Source organism: Flavobacterium restrictum, assembly GCF_007097245.1.
GTDB classification, from domain to species: domain Bacteria; phylum Bacteroidota; class Bacteroidia; order Flavobacteriales; family Flavobacteriaceae; genus Flavobacterium; species Flavobacterium restrictum.
On the sequence record NZ_VJZT01000030.1, the window covers coordinates 1 to 11,334 of the forward strand.

12 protein-coding genes are annotated in these 11,334 nt (G+C 34.4%); 10 read left to right on the plus strand and 2 right to left on the minus strand.

Going from position 1 to position 11,334, the window contains the following annotated elements; all coding sequences use genetic code 11:
* Both FNW21_RS15560 and FNW21_RS15565 read left to right on the plus strand, forming a co-directional pair.
* On the plus strand, positions 1-891 hold an 891-nt coding region (locus tag FNW21_RS15560), incomplete at its 5' end, for an RHS repeat-associated core domain-containing protein (protein ID WP_317129309.1).
* 3 nt (positions 892-894) lie between these two features.
* Positions 895-1,137: a hypothetical protein gene (locus FNW21_RS15565; RefSeq protein ID WP_144257674.1), complete on the plus strand. Its 243-nt coding sequence runs from the start codon at positions 895-897 to the stop codon at positions 1,135-1,137.
* 51 nt (positions 1,138-1,188) lie between these two features.
* Here the strand turns inward: FNW21_RS15565 and FNW21_RS15570 are convergent, their stop codons facing one another.
* The gene (locus FNW21_RS15570) at positions 1,189-1,536 is read right to left on the minus strand and encodes a helix-turn-helix domain-containing protein (protein ID WP_144257675.1); all 348 of its coding nucleotides are present in this window, start codon (positions 1,534-1,536) and stop codon (positions 1,189-1,191) included.
* A 116-nt stretch (positions 1,537-1,652) separates the two neighbouring features.
* Between FNW21_RS15570 and FNW21_RS15575 the strand changes: the two genes are divergently transcribed.
* The 6 genes from FNW21_RS15575 to FNW21_RS15600 all read left to right on the plus strand — a co-directional run bounded on the left by FNW21_RS15575 (position 1,653) and on the right by FNW21_RS15600 (position 8,441).
* Positions 1,653-1,940: a SymE family type I addiction module toxin gene (locus FNW21_RS15575; RefSeq protein WP_144257676.1), complete on the plus strand. Its 288-nt coding sequence runs from the start codon at positions 1,653-1,655 to the stop codon at positions 1,938-1,940.
* Positions 1,940-4,273 carry a CHC2 zinc finger domain-containing protein gene (locus FNW21_RS15580; protein ID WP_144257677.1) on the plus strand — a complete coding sequence of 778 codons (2,334 nt, stop codon included), beginning with the start codon at positions 1,940-1,942 and terminating at the stop codon, positions 4,271-4,273. Before FNW21_RS15575 ends, FNW21_RS15580 begins: the two co-directional genes overlap by 1 nt.
* A 228-nt stretch (positions 4,274-4,501) precedes the next feature.
* On the plus strand, positions 4,502-5,425 hold the full coding sequence (locus FNW21_RS15585) for a tyrosine-type recombinase/integrase (protein WP_144257678.1): 924 nt from the start codon (positions 4,502-4,504) through the stop codon (positions 5,423-5,425).
* Positions 5,422-6,300 carry a tyrosine-type recombinase/integrase gene (locus FNW21_RS15590; protein WP_144257679.1) on the plus strand — a complete coding sequence of 293 codons (879 nt, stop codon included), beginning with the start codon at positions 5,422-5,424 and terminating at the stop codon, positions 6,298-6,300. The genes FNW21_RS15585 and FNW21_RS15590 overlap by 4 nt, the downstream gene beginning before the upstream one ends.
* An 897-nt stretch (positions 6,301-7,197) precedes the next feature.
* A complete protein-coding gene (locus FNW21_RS15595; RefSeq protein WP_144257680.1) occupies positions 7,198-7,983 on the plus strand; it encodes an RHS repeat-associated core domain-containing protein in 786 nt (261 codons plus the stop codon).
* A gap of 2 nt (positions 7,984-7,985) precedes the next feature.
* Positions 7,986-8,441 carry a hypothetical protein gene (locus FNW21_RS15600; protein WP_185963950.1) on the plus strand — a complete coding sequence of 152 codons (456 nt, stop codon included), beginning with the start codon at positions 7,986-7,988 and terminating at the stop codon, positions 8,439-8,441.
* Between the two features lie 187 nt (positions 8,442-8,628).
* On the opposite strand, the gene FNW21_RS15605 is transcribed toward FNW21_RS15600, so the two are convergent.
* On the minus strand, positions 8,629-8,961 hold the full coding sequence (locus FNW21_RS15605) for a helix-turn-helix domain-containing protein (RefSeq protein ID WP_144257682.1): 333 nt from the start codon (positions 8,959-8,961) through the stop codon (positions 8,629-8,631).
* Positions 8,962-9,104: 143 nt separating this feature from the next.
* Between FNW21_RS15605 and FNW21_RS15610 the strand changes: the two genes are divergently transcribed.
* Entirely contained in the window at positions 9,105-10,703 is a 1,599-nt protein-coding gene (locus FNW21_RS15610) for a hypothetical protein (RefSeq protein WP_144257683.1), read from the plus strand.
* A 44-nt stretch (positions 10,704-10,747) separates the two neighbouring features.
* On the plus strand, positions 10,748-11,334 hold a 587-nt coding region (locus tag FNW21_RS15615; protein ID WP_144257684.1), incomplete at its 3' end, for a tyrosine-type recombinase/integrase.

Consider the following 11,334-nt stretch of genomic DNA (forward strand, 5'->3'; position numbering starts at 1 on the left):
AGTTACAAGTATCGATATAACTCCAAAGAGTTCCAAGATGAGCTTTCTTTAAACCTATATGACTACGGTGCAAGAAACTACGACCCAGCACTGGGACGGTGGATGAATATTGACCCGTTGGCGGAACACTCGCCAGACAAAAATCCATATCACTTTTGCTCAAATAATCCAATAAACAGAACCGACCCAACGGGGATGTGTGATGATCCAAATTGTACTCACGGAGCAGTTAGAAGAGGATGGGATGCTATCGGTAGATTTTTTGGAGGAGCTTGGGGTCACGCAGACAATTCTAAAAATTTTATAAAACAAAATGTTGTAACAGTAGGTCCAATAGAGCAACAGACAGGACCGATGTTAAGTCAAGACGATTCAACACCAGAACAAAGAGCCGAAAATAAAGCAAAATATGATGAACAGCAATTTGCAATAAACACTGTTAATAATTCTGATAATTTAGGTAGTCCTTATACTCAATTGAGTGTAATGAAAGGTGTAGCTGATGGAATGCCTCAATTACTACCATTAGGTCTTTCAGGAAGAGGAGTAAAGGTATTTAGTGAAGCTGCCTTTGCTGAAGAAATAATAACACTTAATAGAGCAACAAATGGTGGAGGAGTATTACTTAACGGGAATCCTTCTTCTGCGATTAATTCCGCAATGTATTATGAAACAGCTGCAGAACAAGGAGCTTCTATTTTTAGATCAATATCAGGAGGACATATGTTTATGGATGGTAATAAGCGAACTGCAGTTGCTGTTTTCAAATCTTTTGCTAATCAGAATGGTTTAAGAACTGTAAGTCAGTCTAAAATGTTAAATATCTCAACTCAAGTTGCAACTGGTCAGGTATCAGATGTTTCTCAAATTGCAAAATTGCTAATAAAATAAAAAATGAAAATTATAAAAGAAATATTAGAAAAAGATAATCTATCAATTGAAGACTTGATTTACTGTTTTGAACAAGTTAAAAAAAATGGGGATATAGCTGTAATAAAATTTGATGGAGAAAGGGATGAGATAGGCTACACAATTTTCATCTCTTTTCCACTAATCAAAAAAAGAGAGATGATTCGAGCTGATGAAAATAGTTTAAAAGTAGCTTTAATAAAAGTGTTAACTAAATATCTAGAATAAAAAAAAGAAACCCCGCAGATTGCGGGGTTTTCTATGTTTTTAAGTGATATTTTATTGAGCTAATTGCTGAATTTTCTTTTTTGTTATGAAAGCATCAAGAAAAGTTTTTACAAGATGTTTTTCGTCAGGGTTTAGTTTTTCTACTTCCTGAAACTGTTTTATAAGTTCCATATCGGTTAGTTGCGCTTCTACTTGCCCCGTTTTACCGTTCATTAAATAATCGGTGCTGGTACCCAATACAGAAGCTAATTTTTGCAATACATCGGATGACGGATTGCTTTTTCCTTTTTCATATCGACCAATTTGTACATAAGTTAAACCTACTTTTTCTGCCAGTTCAGATTGAGTTAGGTTGTTTTCTGTACGAAGTTGTTTTATGCGTTCACTAATGGTTGTCATAATGGATATGTGTATTAGTTTGATACTTAAATATTAGCAAATTTAAGCAATAATACAACCGTTTATAACATTGTTGAAAAATATAATACATTAAGGTTTTATTAAATAAAACAATTATGTATTATTGCATAACAAAAAAGTATCAAAAAAACTTTTCAACAAAGGTAATCACAGCAATTATGGCAATAAGAAATAACAAACAGGTAAAGCTTCAGCCGAAACACAGAGTATTAACCTATGGTTATAAAACAGTTCCGTGGTTAAGTGTGAATGGGATATGGCTCGAAGAATTAGGATTTAAAGCCGGCGATACCGTGAGAATCCTAACAAGCGAAAAGCAGTTAATAATAGAACTTATAGAAGACCAAACTCCAGAAAAGCCAACCCTGAAAAAACGCCAGTAATGACCATATCAGAAATCAAAGAAAACTTAAATCTGTCAGCCGTATTAGCGCATTACAATTTAACGCCCAACAAAAACAATATGTTGTTATGTCCGTTCCACGAAGACAACACAGCAAGTTTACAAGTCAATCCAACACAAAATAAATACAAATGCCACGCTTGTGACAAAAAAGGCGATGTTATCCAGTTTGTCCAGGATTATGAAAAGCTAACCAAACGAGAAGCGATTTTAAAATGCGTAACGATGATTGGTCAGGTAATTACAAATGTTCCAAGTGTTGTAAAAGTTGAAACCGTAACCATCACAGAAGACAAAAGTATTTTTCTAGAAAAGATGTTCCAGAGTTTTAGAAAAGGAATCTTCAATAGTCCGCCAGCAAAAGAATACTGCAAAGGCAGGAATTTAGATCTAGAAAAATTAAGCATCGGTTTTAATGGCGGTCAGTTCCACCACGGCACACGAAGAGACGAAACCCTAATCAATAATTGTCTGGCTGTTGGATTGCTTTTGGACAGAAACATCATCAGTAAAACAGGCGAAAAAGCGTTTAATGTTTTTGGAAATAAATCAATTGTTTTTCCCCTGAAGAACAAAGAAAATCAAATCGTTAGCTTTTATTTTAGATCAACAATTAATAATGAAAATTCAAAACATTTTTATCTGAAGAACCGTTCCGGACTTTATCCAAATTACCCAAATCCAGCAACTAAAAAACTAATCCTAACCGAAAGTATAATTGATGCAGGTTCATTATTACAAATCGATGAAATAACAAAAAATCATAGTGTTTTAGCGTGTTACGGAACAAACGGACTAAACGAAGAAATCCAAAATGCCATTAAAGAATTACAACAATTAGAAGAAATTATTTTTTGTTTTGATAACGATGATGCAGGAAAAGAAGCCGTAACTAAATACGGAGCAATGTTCTTAAATGAATATCCAAACTTGAAATTAACCACTTTAGAACTGCCAAACAAAGACATAAACGAAACCTTACAACTTCACGAATCCGAAATAGTTACAGAGCTTTTAGAGAAAAGGAAATCCTTTTTATCTTCAAATGAACCTTTTTCAATTGAAGAGAAAACAACCAAAACCACTACCAAAAAACCTACTGAAGACCCGAGCGATAGCGAACAGGCGAAGCAAAAAGCAGTAAAACCAAATTTTGGAACTGCTATTGAGTTTTTGAAAGCGAAAGATCTATTAAAAAGATTGAATGCAGAAATAGGGAAATCGGGTATCGTTGGCGAAGAAAATAGCCGATTGTTATTGTTCTTAATTATCATCAGTTATATGAACAAAAGCCCTATTCACGGGATTGTACAAGGTTCTAGCGGTAGCGGAAAAACTCATATTATTGGCTCGATTGCGGACTTAATGCCAGGGGAAGACGTGCTTCGATTTACCAGGATCACAGAAAGCAGTTTATATAATTGGGGAGAGTTCGATTTGTTTAGAAAAATCATAATTATTGAAGATTTAGACGGCTTGAAAGAAGAAGCTTTGTATGCACTTCGGGAACTTATAAGCAATCAGTTTTTGAGTAGTTCAGTATCAATGAAAGACAAAAAGGGAAATAATAAATCCACTCGAAAAGAAGTAAAAGGACAGTTCTCCAGTTTATCGGCAACAACCAAAGGCGAGACTTACGAGGATAATATGAGCCGTAGTTTTTTGATTGCAGTCGATGAAAGCAAAGAACAAACCCAAAGAATAATTACGCACCAAAACAAACGAAATGCGGGAGAAATCGACCCAAAAGAAAAACAGATCGTAGTTGCTTTTATCCAACAAATAGTAAGAAGCTTAAAATATTATGAAGTCGTAAATCCTTATGCTACCAAACTACAATTACCCGATAAAGTCCATAAAATAAGACGATTAAATGAAATGTATCAAGCCGTAATTAAGCAAGTTACCTTTTTAAATCAATACCAAAGAGAACAGACAGCGGACGGAAAATTGATAACAAAGATTGAAGATATTGAACAAGCCACAGAAATATTATTCGAATCAATAGTTTTAAAAGTCGATGAACTGGACGGAAGTTTAAGACAGTTTTTTGAGAGACTAAAAAAATACACCAAAGCAAAAGACACCGAGTTTACACAAAGAGAAATCCGCCAAGAAATGAACATCAGCAAAACCCAATTACAGCGGTTTATCAATAGTTTACTGGAACTGGAATACATTAAATACAAAGGAGGTTTTTCTAATAAAGGATTAAAATATGTGGTTGATTATTGGGACAATCACCAAAAATTAAGAGCAGAAATCAAAGATTTTTTAATGTTACAAATCGAAGAACTAAAAAAAATCCGATAAAGAAAACTTCGATTCGTGAACACAAAAAAAACAATAATAAAGCGTGAACAAATTGACCAATTACGACAGGAAACAAAATAATGTGGGTCGCTGTGGGTCGCTAGTGGTTCACTAGAAAACTTCGGGAAGTATTGCTAAATATAGGTTTTTGACACAAAAATAGTCTAGCGACCCTAAACCCAAAATATTGAGTAAGCAAAAGCATCATACAACTAAAAAGGTCATAAGATGGGAAGACCAAGCAGACACAAAATTTATAATGAAATCTACATAGAAGAAGCCATAAATTACAAAAATCACTTACTTATTTTAGGGTTAAATAAAGTAACTTGTCAAGCAAGATATTTATACTTAAAAGAGTTTTTTAGTTGGTTAGAAGCACTACAAATCTATCAATTACAAGAGGTTACAACGGTTGAAGTCGCCAACTATTACAATTATTTACTGCAAAGAAAAAGCACCAGGACCGGACAAAATATCAAGCAAAAAAGCATACACGACCATATGCGAAACCTGCAACAATATTTAGGCTATTTACTGGAAATTGGAACAATAAAAATTAGTCCGGCTTCTCACTTAAAGTTTAGTTATCCGAACGAAAAAGTAGAACGGATTATTTTTACTCAAAACGAAATCCAAGAATTATACAAAGCATCAAACGAGCAGGAAAAAGCGATTTTAAATATTGCCTACGGTTGTGGCCTGCGAGTTGGAGAGTTGAGTTTAATCAATAAAGAAGATATTAGATTTACTGAAAATTTATTAATAGTTCAAAAAGGAAAAAACAGTAAAAGACGAATTATCCCAATAAATACAAAGGTTGCAGAAGAATTACAAAACTATTTAGAAAGCCAGGAAGAAAATAAAAACAAAGCTATTTTCCTGAACTCAAAAGGACAAAGAATGCAGGAATGGACATTTAATAGTACTCTAAAAACATTGATTGGCAAAACGAAGTTTGGCCAAAGATTTTCTACTGAAGAACTTAATAAAATTGGAATCCATAGTTTACGGCATTCTATCGCCACACATCTTTTAGAAAACGGAATGAAAATCGAACAAGTCCAAACTTTTTTAGGTCACAGTCATATTGAATCAACAGAAATTTATACTCATATTAATCAAAACCAAATCAATGAAATACAAAGATGAAACTTGAAGAATATTTACAGAAAAAGTATAGCAAAAGCACTTTAGCATCAAATCTTTACAACATAAAAAGATTTACGGATTATTACCAAAACAAAGCCGAAACCGCCACCTACACAGACATTTTAAACTACATTGCCTACTTGCGGAAAAACTGCGATTTACACCCAAAAACTTTAAGGCATTGTTTGTACGGAGTTAAAATTTACTTCAATTATTTACTGGAAATTGGCAAAAGAAAAGACCATCCCTGCAGTGAATTATTTTTAAAAGACAAGATAAACAAACAAATCCAAGTCGATAATTTATACAGTTCAGAAACGTTGGAAAACTTCTTAAAAACCTTTAAAATAAAGCGAAAAGAACGACTGAAAAGACGAAACGAAGTGATTATAACTTTACTTATTTATCAAGCTTTGACCGTATCGGAAATCAGTGATTTAGAAGTTGGAAACATAGATTTAGAGACGTGCGAAATCCAAATTAAAAAAGGACATCATCAGCAAAAAAGAACACTTCCATTACAAGCCAAACAGATCCTTTTATTTTACAATTATTTAGAAAAAGAACGAAAAGAATTATTGTTTTTTAATAAAGAGAATCCAGTTATAAGTTACTTTATTTTAGGTCAATATGGCGAAAAAGTAAATCCTCATACAATCAGCAAAATGATAAATGAACACCGAAAATCAAGCGAGAAATTACAGCCAATGCGGATAAGACAAAGTGTAATCGCCAATCTTTTGAAAAAGGAAAATGACACGAGAATTGTACAAGTTTTTTCTGGTCATCGAAGAGCATCGACAACGGTTCAATACAAACAAACAGAATTGGAAGCTTTGCAAAATGCGGTAAATCAATATCATCCAATCAAATAAATTTAGGTTTAAAAGGAAAATCCGAATCTAAACAGCAGAGCAATAAAGCGGTCTCCCTCTGGTCGCTTCCTTTGTTCCGTTCGGCTGTTCCAGTCGGCTGAAAAAGCCTCCGTTCCACAGTCCACTCGTCAGCATAGCACCTGCCAGCTCTGAAAAAGAGCAGGCAGTTACTACGCTTCCTCGCCCTCATCTCCACACGGTCGCTTCCTGCGTTCGTCGGGGCTACTACATCCACAATACCGCTTCATTGCGTTTTGCTTCGTAAACTACGCTGCACTTCATTCAGCCGTATTTGCGTCTGTCGCCCCTTATGTTTTGGCGGTTGCTCGACCGCCAGCCATCAACCTCAATAGGAACGCTAACGCTGATTTTATAGATTTGTTCCGCTGACGCTTTACTTGTTCGGTTGCCGTTACACGCTCCTGTCCCTACGCCCCCGAAAAAGGGGCTCTCGGTCCAGGGTGGCTGTCAGTGACCGCAACACCGCCACCCGTTCAGCAAAAAACGCTCCTTGCAAGCACCGCTTTTTTTGCTTCACTTGGGGTGTTTATTGTAGAACCGCATAGTTCAATCGCCACAGGGCTATGCTCATTTTTTTGGAAGAATGCCAGGGAAATTTATCTAAAAAACAACGTTTACGTTTTGGCATCCTTCCAAAAAAATCGAGCGCACGATTAAAGCTAATCAGCCGAATTGGTTTTTTAATTTAGAGATTTTGGCTTTTTTGGTTGGTTCATCGATAAAAAAACACTCTCTTTTTTTTTTCAATTGAAAATAAAAATTAGCAAATCCAATCTTACTTTTTTTTTCAACTGAAAACAATTACTTTTACTTCGCGCAAGACAATGAAGATGAACGTTCTTACCGAAAAGTGAAGCCTCGGGCGAGGCTAAAAGTGTGCAGTTGTGGCTGTCTATTGACCCGCTGGCTGAAATCTCCAGAAGGTTTTCTCCCTATGTCTATGCTCTGAACAATCCTGTTTTCTTTATTGACCCTGATGGAATGACAGCGGTAGACCCTATATATGGGAAAACTGGATTATTTGGAAGTTTTCATCAAATTGGAGATGATGGGAAAAATGATGGAAAGATACACATAGTCACTAATAATAGTCAATCAAGAGAGATAGAAAATAAAACAGAAAAAGGAGATACCGCTATTGATTTATCAAATACTGATAAAGTTACATTAAATGGCGGTAAAGCCACTGTTGATGGTGTTGTTGCTTCTGTTGATGCAGAAGAAAAAGATACTTCTACTGGAGCTAATGATGCTGGACTACACGAAGAAGGAGGTAATACTCAAAAGGACGCAAATGGCAAGGTTGAAACAAAGGCTTGGACTCCAGGAATTAAAAAAACTGGTACAAATAATGCATCAATTAGTCCTTTTGGAGGTGTAACTAAACCTTCTGCTTCTGGATTATTGGATTATTGGCACGTTCATACTAGTGGCGAAATAACGAGTACTGACCCAGTAACTAATGAACCTGTTACATATTCAGCGAAACCAGGTCCTTCAGGTTCAACTGGCGACATGGGCTATCAGGGAACTTTATCTTCACAAGGATATAATGCTACAGCAATACAAGTTGATACAAGAGGTGGAAAAACTGTGAATTTCTACAATAGCTCAACTACTACATTTTCGATAAGTTATGAATCTTTTAAAAAATTAAAATAATTATGATAAAAAAGATGATGATTATCTTTACTTTATTAATAGGCCTTAATGCCGTTTCACAAGAGGATAATTTAAAATTTAAAATCTTGTTTTATAAAAACAGTAAACCTATAGATGGACTTAAGTGTTATATTATAGGAAAAGAAAATAAAGCATACTTATTGCCTAGTAAAAATGATACAATAGTAATAAAAGATACTGTAAAATCTAAAGGAATACCTTTATTGGTTTTGATAGATAATCACACTATTGTCTTTCCTTTTTATTATTATAAAAAATCAAATTACATAAATATTTATTACGATAATAGGATTTTTGGCAATACAACCAAGAAAAAGTTTGGGTTAAATAGATGGAAACACTTATTCCGTAGAGAATATTATGTTGATATAGAAGGTTTAGATGATATGATAACTGTATTTAAAACTAAAACTAAATTTATACTGATTAATAATTAAGAAAAAACAGCTGGTTCTAGCGTCCCGCTATTGAATACAAGCAAAAACGAATAAATAGAAGAGCCATTCCATTCCCATCTGGTGCTCGATTGCATCGAGTACCTACTTAAATTAAAAAACAAAACGTAGCGTTTTCAACGCGGTTAAAACAAAGAAACCACTTTATTACGAAGTGGTTTTTGTTTTTTTATGAATAAGCTTTTTTGGCTTTATAATCTCTAATTAATGCATCAATCACACTAAAAATTTGTTTTTGTTCACTATCAGGCATACTGGCAATATCTTCAATACGTTCGACAATTTTTTTGTCTTTTACCATTACCGAATTATTACCTACCAAATAATCCAAAGAAACTCCAAGTGCTTGTGCAATTTTATTAGCAATCTCAACAGAGGGTGTAATCTCTTCACGTTCATATCTTCCAATTACTGCCCCAGAAGTACCGACAATAGCCCCCAAATCATCCCGAGACAACCCTTTTTCTTTACGTAATTGCGTTATTAAGCTTCCTGTTTTCATAATCTATAAGTAATAATAATCCTTTAAAAATAAGAGAATATGCAAATATACATTACTTAAAGATAAAAAAGCAAACGAATAAATTTGCATTTAATATCATTTATTGATTACGTTTGTAACTAATAAGTGAAATTCTATAAGTTATGAACAATCTAAACACCCAAAACCCAAATCAATTAGAGTACACCAATAAACTCATTAAAATAGCCGTATTAGGCGGTATTAGGCTGGACGGATTAGACAGAATGCGGGTAACGGTTAAAATACAGGGAACAGAAGCAGACAGCTTGGCGGTACGTCACAATTTAGATCTCTACAATGATACACAAGTTGAAAAACTAATCAGAAAAACAGCCACTAAACTCGAAATCGGAACTTCTGTAATCGAAGCCAGCATCAACGAACTCATAGAAGCATTAGAAAAATACAGGTTAGAACAATTAGAAAACACCGACCAAAAACCACAAACCAAACAACTTACAGAAAAAGAAAAAAGCGAAGCAGTACAACTTTTGCAATCTGAAAATTTATTAACCATAACAAACGAGCTAATCGGACAAAGCGGGATTATCGGGGAAGAAACCAACCGCTTGATAATGTATTTAATCTTTAGCAGTCGAAAACGGGAACAGCCACTACACATAATCAGTCTAGGCAGTAGCGGAACAGGAAAAACACACCTTCAAGAAAGTATAGGCAATCTAATACCAGACGAGGAAAAAACAGAAATTACCACTTTGTCAGAAAACGCCTTTTATTACTTCGGTCAGCAGGAACTCAAACACAAACTTATTTTAATAGAAGATTTAGACGGAGCAGAAAGTGCATTGTACCCAATTAGAGAATTACAAAGCAAAAAGAAAATCAGTAAAACAATCGCTTTTAAAAATACCAAAGGCGAAACCAAAACCACCAGTATAACTGTTGAAGGTCCCGTATGCGTATCAGGTTGCACGACCAAAGAAAGTGTTTACGAAGACAATGCCAACAGAAGTTTTTTAATTTATCTGGACGAAAGCACAGCCCAAGACGATAAAATTATGAACTATCAAAAATTAGTTAGCGCTAATAAAATCAACATCGAAGAACAAATCAAAGCCAAACAATTATTACAAAACTCTCAATATTTACTAAAATCAATCAAGGTAATCAATCCGTATGCACAAATGGTAGAACTGCCAAAAGAAGTATTAAAACCAAGAAGAACAAACGCACACTATCTGCAATTTATTGAACTTATAACCTATTATCATCAACACCAAAGACCAATTAAATATGATGAACAAACAGGCGAAGAATACATAGAAACTACCATTGAAGATATAAAAAATGCCAATGAATTAATCAAAGAAGTGATTATAAGAAAGTCCGATATACTCACAGGACACAGCAGAAACCAATTAGAAAATTTTAAAAATACCTTAAAAAATCAAAGTGAAACCTTTGCCAATCAAACCTTACGCAAAAATCTAAAAATTGCAAAGACTACAGCACAACGTTACTTAAATAATTGGATAGATACAGGAGTAGTTAAAAAGTTGCACGATAAAGAAACCCAAACTTACAGCTATCAAATAACCGACAGCAAAGAATATCAAAACCTGGAGCAGGAAATAGAAACAGTACTAAACAGAGTAATTACAACAATAGAGAACCGAACCACCGAACCACAACCGAACCACACTATAATAAAACCACTTAAAACCAAATCCACAAAGCAAAAAGCAGAGCCGAACCACTAAACCACAAAAACAGATAAGAGGACTAAAAAAAATATAAATTGATTATGAAAAAGTTACTACTGAAACAGGCAAGTTATAATTATCTGGAAAATGCGTTTAAAGAATGGTTAGACATCTTGGGTTTTGTACAAGCAACGGTTTATAGTCTGCCAACGGCTGTGAGAGAGTTTTTATATTATTTAGAACAAAACAACGTAAACCAAATCAATCAGTTAAATCACCAGCATATAAAAGATTATTACAGTTATCTAATCAGTAGAACCAATCAAAAGCAAGGAGGAGCATTAAGCACCAACTACATCAATCATCATTTTTGGGCGTTAGAAAAGTTCTTCGAGTTCCTGCACCACAAAGGCACACGAAACCTGCCCGAAGTCAATTTAAAAAGACTAAAAATACAAACATTAGAAAGAGAGATTTTGACCCAAGAAGAAGTAAAAGAATTATACGGCATAGTAGAAAATCAAGAATGCCAAACCCAAAAACAAGAAGCACTAAACTACCAGGACAAAGTATTATTAACCATCTATTACGGTTGTGGATTGCGAAGAAGCGAAGGAATTAATATAAATATTGACGACATCAATTTTGACACAAGAGTATTGCACGTAAAGAAAGGAAAGTACAGCAA

Coding starts and splice junctions, on each gene's coding strand:
- FNW21_RS15590 (WP_144257679.1), top strand. CDS start 5,422: ATGAAACTTGAAGAATATTTACAGAAAAAGTATAGCAAAAGCACTTTA.
- FNW21_RS15575 (WP_144257676.1), top strand. CDS start 1,653: ATGTATTATTGCATAACAAAAAAGTATCAAAAAAACTTTTCAACAAAG.
- FNW21_RS15610 (WP_144257683.1), top strand. CDS start 9,105: ATGAACAATCTAAACACCCAAAACCCAAATCAATTAGAGTACACCAAT.
- FNW21_RS15605 (WP_144257682.1), bottom strand. CDS start 8,961: ATGAAAACAGGAAGCTTAATAACGCAATTACGTAAAGAAAAAGGGTTG.
- FNW21_RS15585 (WP_144257678.1), top strand. CDS start 4,502: ATGGGAAGACCAAGCAGACACAAAATTTATAATGAAATCTACATAGAA.
- FNW21_RS15565 (WP_144257674.1), top strand. CDS start 895: ATGAAAATTATAAAAGAAATATTAGAAAAAGATAATCTATCAATTGAA.
- FNW21_RS15580 (WP_144257677.1), top strand. CDS start 1,940: ATGACCATATCAGAAATCAAAGAAAACTTAAATCTGTCAGCCGTATTA.
- FNW21_RS15600 (WP_185963950.1), top strand. CDS start 7,986: ATGATAAAAAAGATGATGATTATCTTTACTTTATTAATAGGCCTTAAT.
- FNW21_RS15570 (WP_144257675.1), bottom strand. CDS start 1,536: ATGACAACCATTAGTGAACGCATAAAACAACTTCGTACAGAAAACAAC.